Source organism: Guptibacillus hwajinpoensis, assembly GCF_020171785.1.
GTDB classification, from domain to species: Bacteria; Bacillota; Bacilli; order Bacillales; family Guptibacillaceae; genus Guptibacillus; species Guptibacillus sedimenti.
Window position 1 is genome coordinate 386045 of the sequence record NZ_JAIVAE010000002.1, and the last position, 16952, is coordinate 402996.

The window sequence follows — 16952 nt, forward strand, 5'->3', positions numbered from 1 at the left end:
ATGTCCATTATATAAAAACAAGTGTCCTCACCAGAAGGACAAAGGAGTGGAGAGAAAATGAAGAATTGCGTATCAGTTGGATTATTAGGACTAGGAACAGTTGGTAGTGGTGTCGTACATATGATTGATTCTCATCAAAAGGAATTGCAGCAACGAGTTGGCTGTGAAGTGAAAGTAGCTAAAGTTCTTGTAAGAGATATGGATAAAGCACGAGGCGTAGATTTAGATGAAAGTGTTCTAACACTTGATCCAGATGATGTCATCAATAATCCCGAAGTTGACGTAGTGATTGAAGTCATTGGTGGAATTGATCAAGCAAAAGAATTTATTCTATCATCACTTCAAAATCATAAGCACGTTGTGACTGCAAATAAAGATTTGATGGCCATTCATGGAAGAGAGTTACTAAGCGCTGCGGTTGAGAATGAAAGTGATCTTTTCTATGAAGCTAGCGTAGCAGGTGGGATTCCGATCCTTAGAAGTTTAGTAGAAGGATTATCTTCCGACCGCATTACGAAATTAATGGGGATCGTAAATGGGACAACAAACTATATTTTAACCAAGATGACAAAAAACAATGTTCCTTACGATAGCGTATTAAAAGAAGCACAGGAGCTAGGCTTTGCAGAAGCAGATCCTACAGCGGATGTAGAAGGACTTGATGCTGCTAGGAAGATGGTTATTCTTGGAACGCTCGGTTTTTCAATGAAAGTAGGTTTAGACGACGTTAAGGTAGAAGGCATTACTCGAGTAGATGAAGAAGATATTGCCTATAGTAAAAAGCTAGGTTACACCATTAAATTATTGGGAATTGCAAGTTCAACAGATGGTTCGATTGAGTTATCCGTTCAGCCAACCTTGCTTCCGTCAAGGCACCCATTAGCTTCCGTTAACGATGAGTACAATGCTGTCTATGTATACGGTGAAGCCGTTGGAGAAACGATGTTCTACGGCCCTGGTGCTGGCCAGTTGCCAACCGCAACGGCTGTTGTATCGGATCTTGTTGCAGTGATTAAGAACATGAGACTAGGCGTGAATGGAAAAAGTGTTATTCTTCCACAGCATGATCGTAAGCTTAAAGATGATGAACAAATCAAAAGTAAGCATTTTATTCGCTTGATTGTAAAAGATGAACCTGGAGCTTTTTCTAAGATCTCACATCTCTTCCAGGACCGTGGACTAAGTTTAGAAAAATTAATTCAAGAACCTGTTGTCAATAAAGGAACTGCAGAACTTGTCATCATCACACATGAAACAAATCAGAGAGCATTTGAGGACGTTCATAATCGATTAAGAGATCTGGACGTTGTTGTAGAAGTGAAAAGTCGCTACCGCGTGGAGGGAATGTAATGAGCTGGAACGGACTAATTAAGCATTATAAAGAATATTTACCTCTTACAGAGGAAACGCCGCAGCTCACTTTAAATGAAGGGAATACCCCTCTCTTAAAGCTTGATCAGCTGTCAGATGAACTTGGGATCTCTCTACACGTTAAAATTGAAGGGGCGAACCCGACTGGCTCTTTTAAAGATCGTGGTATGGTGATGGCGGTTGCGAAAGCAAAGGAAGAAGGCAGTGATGCGATCATTTGCGCATCAACTGGCAACACAGCAGCCGCAGCAGCAGCTTATGGAGCAAGGGCAGGTTTACGCTGTATCATCGTTATTCCAAAAGGAAAAGTAGCGCTTGGAAAGCTAGCTCAGGCAATGATTTATGGTGCAGAAATTTTTGAGATTGATGGAAATTTTGATGAAGCGTTACGAATGGTTCGTGATATTGCTGAAACAGAACCGATTGCACTCGTAAACTCTGTTAATCCTTATCGTTTAGAAGGGCAAAAAACAGCGGCTTTTGAAGTCTGTGACCAGCTAGGTGAGGCTCCAGATGTGCTAGCTATTCCTGTTGGAAATGCGGGTAACATTTCAGCTTATTGGAAAGGCTTCAAAGAATATGTCTCAGAAGAAAATCGCCCGCAAATGCGAGGATTCGAGGCTGAAGGGTCAGCAGCAATTGTTCAAAAGAAAATCATTCCGAATCCAGAAACAATTGCTACGGCGATCCGGATCGGAAATCCGGCTAGCTGGCATCTGGCTGAGGAGGCTGTTATCGAGTCAAAGGGGAAAATTGATAGTGTAACGGATGATGAAATCCTGCATGCTTATCAGGAACTTGCTAAAAAAGAGGGTGTCTTTGCAGAACCAGCTTCTTGTGCTTCAGTGGCAGGAGTTATGAAACAAGTCGCTTCTGGCGAGATTGAGAAAGGAACAAAAGTAGTTGCGGTCTTAACAGGTAATGGATTGAAAGATCCTGCAACTGCGATGGAAAATGTGATCGCGAAACCACGCGTTGTCGCAGCAGATAAAACAGCGTTTCTTGAAGAACTTAAGGGATGTGTCAGCCATTGATAAAAGACGAATGTCTTTACTTAAAAGTTCCAGGAAGCACGTCAAACCTTGGACCGGGATTTGATTCAATTGGTCTTGCCATCAATCGTTATTTACATGTAAAAATTGAACCTTCGACAGAATGGTCTTTTCACTACATTGATTTTGATGACCGTTTTCCATCTGGAAAAGACAATATGATCTATCAAACAGTTGAAGAAATTGGGAGAAAGTATGGGGAAGGGAGAGAGCCGAGGCCTTTCACTGTCACGATGACGAGCGAGCTTCCTTTAGAAAGAGGGCTGGGGAGTAGTGCTGCAGCGATTGTAGCGGCTGTAGAAATAGCAGATTACGCAATGGCACTTGGTCTAACGCTAGAGAAAAAAGTGCAAATTGCGACGGCGTTTGAAGGCCATGCTGATAACGTTGCTGCCTCTCTTTATGGTGGTTTAGTCATCGCTGCAGGGCAAGAGGGTTTAGACACGATATCACATAAAGTAATGGATTTAGAAATGGTCGCCTTAATTCCTAATCATAAATTGAAAACAACAGATTCTCGTTCTGTTCTTCCTAATATGTTACCTTATGAGGAAGCGGTGGAAGCGAGTAGTATTGCAAATCTTTTTATTGGGGCTGCACTCCAAAACAATTGGAAGTTAGCTGGTAAATTAATGGCGCGTGATCTTTTTCATCAGCCATATCGAAAGCACCTTGTACCTGATCTTGAACAAGTCCATGAATTTGCAATAAGTCATGGTGGCTATGGTGCTGCGTTAAGTGGAGCTGGACCAACATTAATTGTCTTTGCTCCAAGTGGCTCCTCAGAGTATCTTCAACAATCACTAGCAAAGCGTTTTCCGATTTACCAATGCGAAGTGCTTCGCCCAACGTCTACCGGGATAGAAGTAACCGTTGGAGCTTATGAAAATCAATCAATCTAAGAAGAAGTCGCCCTCAAAAAGGGCGGCTTTTTCTATTTGAGAGTAATAGTTGATGACTGACAAAACTAGTGATAATTATCCAAAATAACCTCAGTCTAACCGGCACAATCTGACAGGTTTATCTGTCAAATTAGTCTATACTTAGAATCAAAATCGCAAGGGGGGAGGTACTTAGTGGCAGTATACCTTGATGTGATTTGGCTATTGAATTTTTGTTTCGATTATATGCTACTTGCCCTAACCGGGATACTGCTAAAGAAACAAGTTAAGAAAAGACGACTTGCGACAGGTGCATTGGTTGCTTCCTTTTACGTTCTTTTTCTTTTTGTGCCATCACTGAGTTTTATGACACTTCCGCTGATGAAACTCCTTTACTCCTTCGTAATTGTTTTCATGACGTTTGGATTTACTCGATTCCGTAGTTTTTTCCAGTGTTGGCTTCTTTTCTACTTTGTGACGTTTATGATCGGCGGAGGAATGATGGGGGCTCATTACTTTTTTCAGCAAGACATGACGGTCGTTAACGGAGCAATCGCGACAAAAAGTACTGGATTTGGTGATCCGATAAGTTGGGCATTTGTCTTAATCGGCTTTCCAGTAGTCTGGCTTTTTTCAAAAAGGAGAGTTGAGAAACTTGAAACAACACGCATACATTTTGATCAATTGGCCAATGTGTTAATCCGAATTGATGAGGTAACAATTTCCGCAATTGGATTGATCGATAGTGGCAATCAGCTTCAAGATCCATTAAGTAACTCACCGGTAATGATTCTTGATATGACCGTACATGAATCAAACTTTCCGCCAGCATTAATTGAGAAAGCAAAAAACATCACGGATTTTCAAGAAGAGGGAGAGGGGGATCGTTGGGAACACAGGTTACGAATTGTTCCGTTTCGAGCAGTCGGACAAGATCACCAATTCTTGTGTGCTGTAAAGCCGGATGAAGTGATGATCTCATTAGAAGATCGTTCGTTAACAGTAAAGAAAGTGCTTATTGGGTTAAGTTTTCATTCCATTTCTGGAGAAAAAGATTATTCGTGCATACTTCATCCGAAAATGCTGACAGGACATAAGGCGACTGCGTCATAGAAGATAATTCAAGACGATCAAGGAGGAGTTTTGGATGGGGAAAATAAGAATTAAGATTGTTCTCTGGTGGCAGCGGATATTATTGAAATTAGGAATTAAACCTGATGAAATTTATTACATAGGAGGAAGCGAAGCGCTTCCTCCTCCTCTATCCAAAGACGAAGAAGCACATTTGTTGATTCAATTACCTAAAGGAGATAAAGCGGCAAGGTCGATCTTAATTGAACGGAACCTTCGTTTGGTCGTTTATATAGCGCGCAAATTTGAGAATACGGGAATTAATATTGAAGATTTGATAAGCATAGGAACAATAGGATTAATTAAAGCTGTGAACACGTTTAATCCTGAGAAAAAAATCAAACTTGCTACTTACGCTTCACGGTGTATTGAAAATGAGATTTTGATGTTCTTGAGAAGAAATAATAAAATCCGATCTGAAGTATCGTTTGATGAGCCGCTTAATGTGGACTGGGATGGGAATGAACTGCTTCTATCAGACGTTCTCGGGACAGATGAAGATATTATTACGAAAGGAATTGAAGCTCGCGTAGATCGTCGTCTGCTTGTTAAAGCGTTAGAAACACTAAATCCACGAGAAAAACAAATCATGGAGTTAAGATTTGGTCTAGCGGGTGAAGAAGAGAAAACGCAAAAAGATGTCGCAGATCTTCTCGGTATATCTCAATCTTATATTTCCAGGCTTGAAAAACGCATCATAAAACGTCTTCGAAAAGAATTCAATAAAATGGTCTAAGCATGTTAAGAGAATAGATGCATAAAATTCCCACTCGCGGAGATACTTTACTTTGACAGCATCTCCGATGAGGAGGGAATGAGTTGACACGAAACAAAGTCGAGATTTGTGGAGTAGATACCTCCAAACTTCCTGTGCTTAAAAATGAGAAGATGAGAATTCTTTTTAAGCAGATGCAGGAAGGGGATATATCTGCACGTGAAGAATTAGTTAACGGAAATTTAAGGCTAGTTCTAAGCGTGATCCAACGATTCAATAATCGAGGAGAATATGTGGATGATCTTTTTCAGGTAGGGTGTATTGGCCTGATGAAATCCATAGATAACTTTGATTTAGGGCAAAACGTGAAATTCTCTACTTATGCAGTGCCGATGATTATCGGTGAAATTCGTAGATATCTCCGTGACAATAACCCGATTCGGGTTTCGCGATCATTACGAGATATCGCTTATAAGTCTCTCCAGATTAGAGATAAGTTAATGACGAAGAATTCTAAAGAACCAAATCCCACTGAAATTGCAAAAGAGCTAGGCGTCACGAAAGAAGAGGTTGTCTTTGCTCTTGACGCGATTCAGGATCCCGTTTCATTATTTGAACCGATCTATAATGATGGCGGTGATCCGATCTTTGTAATGGATCAAATCAGCGACGATAAACAAAAGGATATTCAGTGGTTAGAGGATATTGCACTTAAAGAAGCGATGACTCGATTAAATCAGCGAGAAAATATGATTTTACAAATGCGGTTTTTCCAGGGGAAAACCCAAATGGAAGTAGCGGATGAGATCGGGATATCACAAGCCCAGGTATCTCGTCTTGAAAAAGCCGCGATCCATCAAATGAATAAAAATATTCAAAGTTAGAATGAGACCTGAGAAACAGGTCTTTTCTTTTGCCTGCATTTCATATAATGAGTTGAAAGGTGGGTGCGTCATGATAAAAATTTCTGAATTTCAGGTTAAAGATGTTGTGAACGTATCGAACGGACGAAAATTAGGTCACATCGCTGATCTGGAAATTAATTTAACTACAGGTAAAATAGAAGCGATTGTGATTCCGGGTGCAGGTAAGATGATGGGCTTATTCGCAAGAGAAAGCGATGTTGTTATTCCATGGCGAAACATTGTTAAGATTGGTTCAGACGTGATTTTAGTACGACATCACGATACGGCAGATGGCGAATCTTTTCAGAAAGAATCGTAAGCTCAGAAAGATGTAACAATCTATCTCCCTTAGCTTCAACATATTATGATAAAATAAGGTATAAACTGTATCATGGTATAAAGGGGTGCAATTGTGGCGAACGAACCATTTCATGCAACAATGAAACAAACTTCACTGGAACTGAAATTTCCAGATCAAGCTGAGCGAAAAAATCAACCAATTGCAGGTTTTTCGACTCGCAGAAACGGAGTTAGCCAGACTCCGTTTTCTAGCTTGAATCTTGGATTTCACGTACCAGATGAAGCGAAAGATGTGCTCAAGAACCGAGAAATTCTTGCTGGTGATATTGAGCGACCACTACATCAGTGGGTCGTTGGAGAACAAATCCACGGCGCGGCTCTTGCAGAGGTTGTTTCAAAAGATAAAGGACGTGGATCAACGGATCATCACGATGCGATTTCGAGCGTCGACGGGTTATATACAGATGATCAGGATGTTTTATTAACGGCTCTTTATGCAGATTGTGTTCCATTATATTTTTATGCTCCAAAAGCGAATCGGGTTGGTCTTGCCCACGCAGGGTGGAAAGGAACGACGAAGAATATTGCTGGAGAGATGATCAATGCTTGGAAGCAAGATGGTATAAAGGCTGAGGATATTTATGCAGCGATAGGACCGTCTATTGGGAAGTGCTGTTACGAAGTTGATGATGGAGTAGTCAATCAGGTCAATTCACTCCTTTTAAATAAAGCTACACTGTATGAAGAGACGTCAAAAGGAAAATATCAGCTTGATTTAAAAGCTGTTAATCGGGAATTGCTTCTAAAGGCTGGTGTTCAATTAAGTCATCTATCAATTAGTAGCTACTGTACAAGCTGCAGCAATCTGTTTTTTTCTCACCGAAAGGAAGAAGGGAAAACAGGAAGAATGATGGCATACATAGGACTCGGGGAGGTATAGCATTAACGTGGATGTAAGAGAAAGTTTCACTACGATTAAAAAACAAATAAACGCAGCAGCCGAAGCTTCTAGTCGAAATCCAGAGCGTGTCAACGTGGTAGCCGTTACAAAATACGTAAGTGTTAAACGGACAAAAGAAGCGCTTGATGCAGGATTGACGCATTTTGGTGAAAGTCGTGATGAAGGACTTTTAGAAAAAGTGGAAGCACTTGGCACAACGCCCTCCTGGCACTTTATCGGCACGCTACAATCACGTAAAGTAAAAGAAGTTCTTCCATTTGTAGATTATATTCATTCACTTGATCGTCGTTCTTTAGCAAAAGAAATACAGAAACGAGCCGATCGTGAAATTAACTGTTTTGTACAGGTGAACGTATCCGGTGAGGATTCCAAGCATGGCTTATCATTAGATGATACGATTCCTTTTATTGAATCGCTGAAAGAGTTCTCATCGATTAAAGTGATTGGGTTAATGACAATGGCGCCGCATACAGATAATCGTAATGAAATTCGATCAGTCTTTAAGCAACTCCGGGAGCTTGGAGAACGTATTCAAAACCTTTCACTCAGTCATGCACCTTGTAACGAGCTTTCGATGGGCATGTCTAACGATTATGAAATTGCAGTTGAAGAAGGTGCAACTTACGTTCGAATTGGATCGTCACTTGTCGGTAATGAAAAATAAATTAAGCTCTCCAGGAGGTGCAGGGAATTGGGTATTAAGACGAAATTCAAACAGTTCTTTGAACTTGATGATGAGACAATAGAATTGGATGAGCAGCAGGAGAACGAAGCCTATATGGAAGAAGAAGAGCCTGAAGTAAGCAGGGCAAATCGAAAAAGCAAACAAAATGTTGTCAGTCTTCAAAGCGTTCATAAGAACTCAAGAGTTGTGCTAGTGGAACCTAGAGTGTATGCTGAAGCTCAGGATATTGCTGATCATGTGAAGAATCGGAAGTCCGTTGTCATGAATCTTCAACGTATTCCGCAGGATCAGGCAAGACGAATTGTCGACTTTTTAAGTGGAACCGTCTATGCTGTTGGGGGCGATATTCAAAAGCTTGGTCCGGAGACATTCTTATGTACGCCGGATAACGTTGAAATTTCAGGAAATATCACAGATGAAATTTATGAAGACGAGTAAGTAAGAAAGGGTGAAGAGTTTGAACATTGCTTCAATCTTAATTTCAGCAGTACAAATTTATACGTGGATTCTCATCATTTACATTTTTATGTCATGGATTCCAAATGCAAGAGAATCTTCAATTGGCCAGATGATTGCTTCGATTGCAGAGCCATATCTTGCACCGTTTCGCAAATTCATTCCACCAATCGGAGGTATGCTTGACATTTCACCGATTGTTGCGATCTTTGCGCTTCAATTCGTCCAATACGGAATCGCTGCTCTCTTTAGTTTCGTAAGTTAATGTCGATTTACGAACATTACCGCCCTGAAGAACGGACCTTTGTGGATCGCGTTTTGCAGTGGCAAGATGAGGTTCAGGAAAGATATGCGCCCAGATTAACAGATTTTCTAGATCCGCGAGAGCAGGATATGGTGAGACAAATCATAGGAAATCATCCTGATGTGGGAGTGTTTTTCTCAGGTGGAGTGGTAGGGTCTGAACGTCAAAGGGCTCTTCTTGTTCCACCTTACTTTGAGCCTTCAATCGAAGATTTCGAAATAACAGCATTTGAAATTACATATCCAGCTAAGTTCGTTACACTTACGCACCCTGATTTGCTTGGTGCAATGATGGGCCTCGGGATAAAACGAGAGAAGTTTGGGGATATCATCGTAAATGAAAGTCTTGCACATCTTATTGTCGCAAAGGAAATTGCAGACTTTGTTCAAATGAATTTGACGCAAGCTGGTAAAGCTTCTCTTTCTCCAGTAGAAATTTCACTTGAACATTTACATTTACCTGAAGCAGTATGGGACGAGCAGGCAGGGACGGTAACTAGTCTTAGACTAGATACTGTTCTGGCTGAAGTTTATAACCTCTCAAGAGGTAAAGTTAGTACGATGATTGAACATGATCGTGCGAAATTAAACTGGAAGATTGTTAGTCAACCTTCTGCTGAAGTGAAAGAGGGAGATTACTTATCTCTTAGAGGCTCAGGTAGAAGTAAAGTTGTTTCAATCGATGGGAAAACAAAGCGAGATAAATGGCGAATCACTTATCAAATTCGTAAATAGTTTGTCACATATAGAAGGAATATCCAAATCGCTGTCGAAATAGGATTAAGCCGGGTATATGAAATGAGAGTAAATCGGAGGTGGCTGAATTGCCTTTAACACCATTAGATATTCATAACAAAGAGTTTACTCGCGGTTTCCGCGGTTATGATGAAGATGAGGTCAATGAATTTCTCGATCAGGTAATTAAAGATTATGAAACGGTAATCAGAGAAAAGAAAGAATTGAATGAGAGAGTGAAACTATTAGAAGAACGACTAGGACATTTCTCTAACCTGGAAGAAACGTTAAACAAGTCGATCTTAGTTGCACAAGAATCAGCAGAAGAAGTAAGACAGAATGCCAAAAAAGAATCTCAGCTTATTGTGAAAGAAGCAGAAAAAAATGCCGATCGCATTATTAATGATTCACTTGCAAAAGCGCGTAAGATTTCAATGGATAACGAAGAGCTAAAGAAACAAGCTGCCGTTTATCGCACGCGTTTTCGTATGCTAGTTGAAGCTCAACTCGAAATGCTTAATAACGAAGACTGGGATGGTCTTGTAGCTCGATTTGAAGAAGAGGAAGAAGAGCAGCAGGAACAAATCGAAGAAAAAGCGTAATGCACTTATTTATTTTTTTGTCATTTCCTTGACTTCTTATTTTTATTTAAACTATACTTCTAGTAATAGCAATAACGATCGACGAAGATGGGAAGAGTACCTAATTCTTACTTAACAAAGCGAGCCGGGTATGGTGTGAGCCGGTGTTAAACAATTAGGGAAGATCGTCCCTGAGTCCCGTGCTGAACGATAAGTAAGCCTCGGCGAATCATTCACGTTACGAATGCAAAGTGAGCGTAAAGCTTAATTTGGGTGGTACCACGGGAAAAACCTTCTCGTCCCTATTCGGGGACGAGAAGGTTTTTTTGTATGTGACAAAAGTGATGCCGAGGATATTCGCGCTACGGATGTTGGTCGTTATAAGTTGAAGGAGGAAACCTCATGAGCTTTAAAGAAACGCTCTTAATGCCAAAAACTAAATTTCCGATGAGAGGAAATTTACCAAATAAAGAGCCTGATATGCAAAAAGAATGGGAAAACATCAATCTTTATGAAAAAGTACAGGAAAGAACGAAAGATCGTCCTTTGTTTGTGCTACATGATGGCCCTCCATATGCGAATGGTGACATTCATATGGGGCACGCTGAAAACAAAGTGTTGAAGGATATTATCGTTCGTTATAAATCAATGAACGGTTTCAATGCCCCTTACGTTCCTGGTTGGGATACACACGGCCTTCCAATTGAGCAGGCGTTAACAAAAAAAGGCGTTGATCGTAAAAAGTTAACAGTAGCTGAATTTAGAAAGAAATGTGAAGAGTACGCATTAAAACAAGTCGATCGTCAGCGCGAGCAGTTTAAGCGTCTTGGTGTTCGAGGCGATTGGGATAACCCGTACATCACACTTCATAAAGGCTACGAAGCGCAACAAATCAAAGTGTTTGGTGAAATGGCGAAGCGCGGTTATATCTACAAAGATAAGAAAACCGTTTACTGGTCTCCAACTTCTGAATCTGCATTAGCAGAAGCTGAAATCGAGTATCATGATAAGCGCTCTCCTTCCATCTATGTTGCATTTGATGTTAAAGACGGTAAAGGTGTGCTTGCAGGTGATGAGAAGTTTATTATCTGGACTACAACACCATGGACGATCCCTTCTAACCTTGCGATTGCATTAAACGAGAAATTTGAGTACAGCGTTGTTGATGCTGACGGAACAAAATACGTCGTTGCAACAGAGCTTGTTGATCAGTTAAAAGAAGAGTTTGAATGGACGAACGTAAGTGAAGTAAAGCGCGTTAAAGGTAGCGAGCTTGAATACGTAACAGCTCAGCATCCGATCTATGACCGGGAGTCTCTTGTTATTCTTGGTGATCATGTCACGCTTGACGCTGGTACAGGATGCGTTCATACGGCTCCTGGACACGGGGAAGATGACTACTTGATTGGACGAAAGTATAAACTTGATATCCTTTGCCCGGTTGATGAGAAAGGCGTCTTTACAGATGAAGCTCCTGGTTTTGAAGGAATGTTTTATGATAAAGCGAATAAGCCAATAACAGAGAAGCTTGAAGAAGCAGGCGCTCTCGTAAAGCTTACGTTCTTCACTCACTCTTATCCACATGATTGGCGTACGAAGAAACCAATTATCTTCCGTGCAACAGAACAATGGTTTGCTTCTATTAAAGAGTTTCGTCCAGAGCTACTTCAAGCTGTGGCAGATGTGAATTGGTTCCCTACTTGGGGCGAGATTCGCCTTCACAATATGGTGAAGGATCGTGAAGATTGGTGTATCTCTCGTCAACGTGCGTGGGGCGTTCCGATTCCGGTATTTTATGGCGAGAATAATGAGCCAATCATCACAGATGAAACAATTTCTCACGTATCAGACCTATTCCGTGAACACGGATCTAACATCTGGTTTGAGTGGGATGCAAAAGACCTTCTTCCTGAAGGATTTACTTCAGAGCACAGTCCGAACGGAGAATTCCGGAAAGAAATGGACATCATGGACGTTTGGTTTGATTCAGGTTCATCTCACCAGGCTGTACTAGAAGAGCGTAGTGATCTCGTTCGTCCTGCTGACTTGTATCTTGAAGGTTCTGATCAGTATCGTGGATGGTTTAACTCATCTCTTTCAACAGCTGTAGCTGTAACTGGAAAAGCACCTTATAAAGCGGTTCTAAGCCACGGCTTTATCCTCGATGGTGAAGGAAAGAAAATGAGTAAATCGCTTGGAAACACGATGGTACCAAACGATGTGATGAAGCAATTAGGCGCAGATATCCTTCGTCTTTGGGTTTCATCAGCTGATTACCAGGCTGACGTGAGAGTCTCAGATGATATTTTAAAACAAGTAGCTGAAGTGTATCGTAAAATCCGTAACACATTCCGCTTTATGCTTGGTAACTTGGAAGGCTTTGATCCAACTCAGCATCAAGTCGCTTATGAAAATCTAGGTGAACTTGATCAATATATGCTTGTGAAGCTAAACAACTTAGTATCAAAAGTGAAGAAAGCTTACGATGAGTATCAATTCTTAACGGTTTACAACACCATTCATAACTTCTTCACAATTGAAATGAGTTCCTTCTACCTTGATATTGCAAAAGATACGCTTTATATCGAGCATGAAGATCATCCAAAACGCCGTGCGATTCAAACTGTTCTTTATCAGACGGCTGTAGCGTTAACAAAACTTCTTTCTCCAATTATCCCGCATACAGCTGAGGAAGTTTGGCAGTATGTTCCTGGTGAGAAGGAAGAGTATGTACAGCTTTCTGATATGCCGGAAGTGAAAAACTTTGAAGGCACTGCAGATCTAGAGCAAAAATGGGATCATGTTATGGAACTTCGCGATGAAGTGCTTAAAGCATTAGAAGAAGCACGTAACGAGAAAGTAATCGGGAAATCATTAACAGCTCAGCTTCATATTTACGCTGATAAGGGCACGAAGCAGTTGCTTGAAGGCGTAGCTAATCTTGAGAAGCTCTTTATCGTATCTGGTGCTACAGTTGCCGGTACGAAGGCTGAAGCACCTGCAGAAGCGAAAGTATATGAAGAACTAGCAATCGCTGTTTCACCTGCTGAAGGAGAAACGTGTGAGCGCTGCTGGCAAGTGAAAACAGATGTTGGCACTGATAGCGAGTACCCAACTCTTTGTGCTAGCTGTGCTGAAACGGTTAAAAATCATTACTAATCGTGATCGTTAACGAAAAGACGCTTTGCAATTGCAAAGCGTCTTTTCTATATGGCAATCGCAGTTTCGATTGTCTGCTGAAGCAAGCTGTGCTAAACTTTCATAGGAAGTAACATTTGATCGGAGGAGCGCTCGTGTGGAAATATCTCATAGCCATTGGCATCATTGTACTTGATCAGTGGACCAAATGGCTTGTTGTGAAGTATATGGAATATGGTGAAAACATAACATTGATCGATGGTTTTCTTTCTCTCACATCTCATCGAAACCGGGGCGCGGCCTTCGGAATCCTTCAAGGACAGATGATTTTCTTTTATATTATAACGATTTTCGTTATTGGAGCGGTTATTTATTATATGAGACAGTATAAACATAGCCGTTTCGTTAGTGTAACGCTCGCACTCATACTTGGTGGTGCAATTGGGAACTTTATTGATCGAGTCCTTCGAGGAGAAGTAGTGGATTTTGTAAACACGTTCATCTTTTCTTATGACTTCCCGATTTTTAACGTTGCTGATGCATCCCTTGTTGTAGGAGTTATTCTCATTTTTATCGGAACTATTTTTGAAAGTAAGCAGGCTAAAGGGGAAAACTAATGGAAAAATTCACATTTAAAGTAGCAGAAGAAGAAAAAGGTGAGCGAATTGATAAGCTCATTACTTCTTATGAAAGTGACTGGTCACGTAGCCAGGTTCAAACTTGGATTAAAGAAAAAAACATTCAAGTAAATGGTGAAGCAGTAAAAGGCAATTATAAAGCAACAGCTGGCGATGAAATTGAAGTAACCGTTCCAGAGCCTGAGGAGTTAGAAATTGTTGCGGAGAACTTAAATCTTGAGATCGTTTATGAAGATGCAGATGTACTTGTCGTGAACAAGCCTCGTGGTATGGTTGTTCATCCTGCACCGGGACACGCTAGCGGCACGCTTGTAAATGGACTAATGTATCAAGTAAATGACCTAAGCGGCATTAATGGCGTTGTTCGCCCTGGAATTGTGCACAGAATTGATAAAGATACATCAGGTTTGTTGATGGTTGCTAAAAACGATAAGGCGCATGAATCACTCGTAAAGCAACTGCAAGCCAAAACAGTTAACAGACTGTATACGGCCATTGTACATGGCAATATTCAGCATGATGTAGGCACGATTGATGCTCCAATCGGACGAGATCGTCAAGATCGTCAAAAAATGACGGTGACGGATGAGAATAGTCGCGATGCTGTTACACATTTTCGTGTGCTTGAGCGGTATAAGCAATATACGTATGTGGAGTGTAAGCTTGAAACAGGTCGGACGCATCAAATTCGCGTGCACATGAAGTATATCGATCATCCTGTCGCAGGAGACCCGAAATACGGACCAAGAAGAAAGTCGCTTCCAATTGACGGTCAGGCGCTCCATGCAGGAGTACTTGGTTTTCGTCACCCTGTAACGGAAGAGTGGCTTGAATTCTCTGCGCCTATTCCCGAAGACATTGAACGCTTATTAAAAAGACTTAGACAAGATTAAGGTTGACTTTCAAGAAGATCTCTGCGATACTCTTTGTAGACAACAGCATACCCTTTAACGACAGTCCCGTGAGGCTGCAAAGGAAAATCGTCTGCGTACGAACGCTACATTTGTATGCCCAAGAACCCTTTTGCCCTCATGGCGAAAGGGTTTTTTTACTGCTTAGGAATAGAAAGAGAGAGGGGCGGTCATCATGGAAAACAAGCGAATTTTGCTAGATGATCAAGCGATTCGAAGAGCACTAACAAGAATTGCGCATGAAATACTCGAACGCAATAAAGGCATTGAAAATACAATGCTTGTTGGAATAAAAACCCGAGGCATCTATTTAGCTGAAAGGTTAGCTGAACGAATTGAGCAAATCGAAGGCTCAGCGATTTCAGTAGGAGAAGTGGACATCACGATGTATCGCGATGACTTAACTCACAAAAATGAAGATCAGGATCCGCTGATTAAAGGAACAAGCATATCAAAAGATGTGAGCAATCAGAAAGTGATTCTCATTGACGACGTCCTTTATACCGGTAGAACCGTTCGTGCAGCAATGGACGCTTTAATGGATCTCGGTCGTCCATCACAGATTCAACTAGCTGTGCTAGTCGATCGCGGACATCGAGAATTACCGATTCGACCTGATTACGTCGGGAAAAACGTGCCCACGTCAAAAGAAGAAATCATTGAAGTTGCTCTTACAGAAGTAGATGACTTTGATCAAGTTAGCTTAACACAATCATAAATCGTGCTCCCTTTAATTCCGTCCAGAGAGACGGCCAAGGGAGGAGACGCGTTCCATTTAAGGAGACGCGTGTACCTCCTTGCGGCCATGCAAGGAGTTTTTTTGTAAGCATGGCCGGGACACGCACATTCAAGGAGGAAAACATCATGAAACAAGTACTAGGTATTCGAGACGTTCCAAAACCATCAAGTTGGCTCACATTAAGCTTACAGCATTTATTCGCCATGTTTGGCGCAACGATATTAGTTCCATTCCTCGTCGGACTTGATCCGGCCGTCGCTCTTGTTTCAAGTGGACTTGGTACACTTGCGTATCTTTTCATTACGAAAGGTCGGATTCCTGCTTATCTCGGCTCATCATTCGCCTTCATCGCGCCAATCATATCAGCAGTATCCTTACACGGCCCTGAAGGAGCGATGATCGGAAGTTTCTTTGCAGGAATTGTTTATGGATTAGTTGCAATCGGCATTCGAACACTTGGCTTAAACTGGCTCTTAAAGCTGCTGCCGCCGATCGTTGTAGGACCGGTCATTATGGTGATTGGGCTTGGACTTGCGGGAACGGCGATTGACATGGCCATGAACAACCCGGCAACGGAAGCTTATAGCGGCACACACTTTACTGTCGCGCTTGTTACGCTTGGGATCACCATTCTTGCTTCAATGTTTTTAAGAGGATTTTTCAGCCTGATCCCGATCTTAATCGGCATCGTATCAGGATATACATTTGCTTACTTTATGGGCATTGTGGACTTAACACCGATTAAAGAAGCTTCATTCTTTCAAATGCCCGACTTTATCATCCCGTTTGCAGATTACAACCCAGTAGACGTCTTCTCTTGGGAAATTCTGTTCATCATGGTTCCCATTGCGGTTGTCACAATCGCTGAACACATTGGCGATCAGATGGTCTTAAGTAAAGTAGCCGGAAAAAATTTCTTAAAAACACCAGGTCTTCATCGTTCTATTCTTGGTGATGGCGTAGCGACAATGATTGCCTCTTGCCTTGGTGGACCGCCAAACACAACTTACGGCGAAAACATCGGCGTGCTTGCGATTACACGAGTATTCAGCGTGTTTGTTATCGGAGGAGCTGCTGTGCTCGCACTCATGTTCGGCTTTGTAGGAAAAATAACAGCGCTTATTTCAACAATTCCAACGGCCGTCATGGGCGGAGTATCAATCCTTCTTTTCGGAATTATTGCTTCATCTGGATTACGCATGCTGATTGATAACAAAATTGATCTCGGTGAAAAGCGCAACTTGATTATCTCTTCCGTAATCCTAGTCATTGGTGTAGGCGGCGCCTTCATCCAGGTTAGTGATAACTTGCAAATTGCAGGAATGGCTCTTGCAACAATCATCGGTATTACGCTCAACCTGATCTTGCCTGGTGGAAGCTCACAGCAAGCAGTCGAAAAAATGTTTGAAGAAGATCTTGAAAATAACGAACCAGCTGCATAGCATCATCC

Annotated in this window: 18 protein-coding genes and 1 other annotated feature; all 18 genes read left to right on the forward strand. The window is 41.5% G+C overall.

What is annotated here, in order from left to right:
- Window positions 1-57: 57 nt before the first annotated feature.
- The 18 genes from LCL91_RS02470 (at window position 58) to LCL91_RS02555 (ending at window position 16944) form a co-directional block, all read left to right on the forward strand.
- Entirely contained in the window at window positions 58-1350 is a 1293-nt protein-coding gene (locus LCL91_RS02470) for a homoserine dehydrogenase (RefSeq protein WP_224879658.1), read from the forward strand.
- Complete coding sequence (gene thrC / locus LCL91_RS02475; RefSeq protein WP_224879660.1) at window positions 1350-2405, forward strand: threonine synthase; 1056 nt, start codon at window positions 1350-1352, stop codon at window positions 2403-2405. The genes LCL91_RS02470 and thrC overlap by 1 nt, the downstream gene beginning before the upstream one ends.
- The gene (gene thrB, locus LCL91_RS02480) at window positions 2402-3325 is read left to right on the forward strand and encodes a homoserine kinase (protein WP_224879662.1); all 924 of its coding nucleotides are present in this window, start codon (window positions 2402-2404) and stop codon (window positions 3323-3325) included. Before thrC ends, thrB begins: the two co-directional genes overlap by 4 nt.
- Before the next feature lie 174 nt (window positions 3326-3499).
- Complete coding sequence (gene spoIIGA / locus LCL91_RS02485; RefSeq protein WP_224879664.1) at window positions 3500-4417, forward strand: sigma-E processing peptidase SpoIIGA; 918 nt, start codon at window positions 3500-3502, stop codon at window positions 4415-4417.
- 34 nt (window positions 4418-4451) lie between these two features.
- Complete coding sequence (sigE, locus tag LCL91_RS02490; RefSeq protein WP_224879666.1) at window positions 4452-5171, forward strand: RNA polymerase sporulation sigma factor SigE; 720 nt, start codon at window positions 4452-4454, stop codon at window positions 5169-5171.
- An 83-nt stretch (window positions 5172-5254) separates the two neighbouring features.
- The gene (gene sigG / locus LCL91_RS02495) at window positions 5255-6034 is read left to right on the forward strand and encodes an RNA polymerase sporulation sigma factor SigG (protein ID WP_159782310.1); all 780 of its coding nucleotides are present in this window, start codon (window positions 5255-5257) and stop codon (window positions 6032-6034) included.
- A 70-nt stretch (window positions 6035-6104) separates the two neighbouring features.
- Window positions 6105-6374, forward strand: coding sequence for a YlmC/YmxH family sporulation protein (locus LCL91_RS02500; RefSeq protein WP_098443312.1), 270 nt, complete (start codon window positions 6105-6107; stop codon window positions 6372-6374).
- Window positions 6375-6467: 93 nt separating this feature from the next.
- Entirely contained in the window at window positions 6468-7295 is an 828-nt protein-coding gene (pgeF, locus tag LCL91_RS02505) for a peptidoglycan editing factor PgeF (protein WP_224879668.1), read from the forward strand.
- 7 nt (window positions 7296-7302) lie between these two features.
- Window positions 7303-7980, forward strand: coding sequence for a YggS family pyridoxal phosphate-dependent enzyme (locus tag LCL91_RS02510; RefSeq protein WP_224879670.1), 678 nt, complete (start codon window positions 7303-7305; stop codon window positions 7978-7980).
- Window positions 7981-8007: 27 nt separating this feature from the next.
- Window positions 8008-8439, forward strand: coding sequence for a cell division protein SepF (locus tag LCL91_RS02515; protein ID WP_160919267.1), 432 nt, complete (start codon window positions 8008-8010; stop codon window positions 8437-8439).
- A gap of 19 nt (window positions 8440-8458) precedes the next feature.
- Entirely contained in the window at window positions 8459-8722 is a 264-nt protein-coding gene (locus tag LCL91_RS02520; RefSeq protein ID WP_224879672.1) for a YggT family protein, read from the forward strand.
- Entirely contained in the window at window positions 8722-9495 is a 774-nt protein-coding gene (locus tag LCL91_RS02525; RefSeq protein WP_224879674.1) for an RNA-binding protein, read from the forward strand. Before LCL91_RS02520 ends, LCL91_RS02525 begins: the two co-directional genes overlap by 1 nt.
- Before the next feature lie 89 nt (window positions 9496-9584).
- A complete protein-coding gene (locus LCL91_RS02530) occupies window positions 9585-10097 on the forward strand; it encodes a DivIVA domain-containing protein (protein ID WP_098443316.1) in 513 nt (170 codons plus the stop codon).
- 75 nt (window positions 10098-10172) lie between these two features.
- Window positions 10173-10383: a binding site (T-box leader), on the forward strand.
- A 95-nt stretch (window positions 10384-10478) separates the two neighbouring features.
- A complete protein-coding gene (ileS, locus tag LCL91_RS02535; protein ID WP_224879677.1) occupies window positions 10479-13235 on the forward strand; it encodes an isoleucine--tRNA ligase in 2757 nt (918 codons plus the stop codon).
- 134 nt (window positions 13236-13369) lie between these two features.
- Window positions 13370-13831 (forward strand): signal peptidase II, encoded by a 462-nt coding sequence (lspA, locus tag LCL91_RS02540; RefSeq protein ID WP_098445727.1) that lies wholly within the window; start codon window positions 13370-13372, stop codon window positions 13829-13831.
- Window positions 13831-14745 carry an RluA family pseudouridine synthase gene (locus tag LCL91_RS02545; protein ID WP_224879679.1) on the forward strand — a complete coding sequence of 305 codons (915 nt, stop codon included), beginning with the start codon at window positions 13831-13833 and terminating at the stop codon, window positions 14743-14745. The genes lspA and LCL91_RS02545 overlap by 1 nt, the downstream gene beginning before the upstream one ends.
- 193 nt (window positions 14746-14938) lie before the next feature.
- A complete protein-coding gene (pyrR, locus tag LCL91_RS02550) occupies window positions 14939-15481 on the forward strand; it encodes a bifunctional pyr operon transcriptional regulator/uracil phosphoribosyltransferase PyrR (protein ID WP_224879682.1) in 543 nt (180 codons plus the stop codon).
- A 110-nt stretch (window positions 15482-15591) separates the two neighbouring features.
- Window positions 15592-16944 carry a solute carrier family 23 protein gene (locus LCL91_RS02555; protein ID WP_425589649.1) on the forward strand — a complete coding sequence of 451 codons (1353 nt, stop codon included), beginning with the start codon at window positions 15592-15594 and terminating at the stop codon, window positions 16942-16944.
- Window positions 16945-16952: the final 8 nt, after the last annotated feature.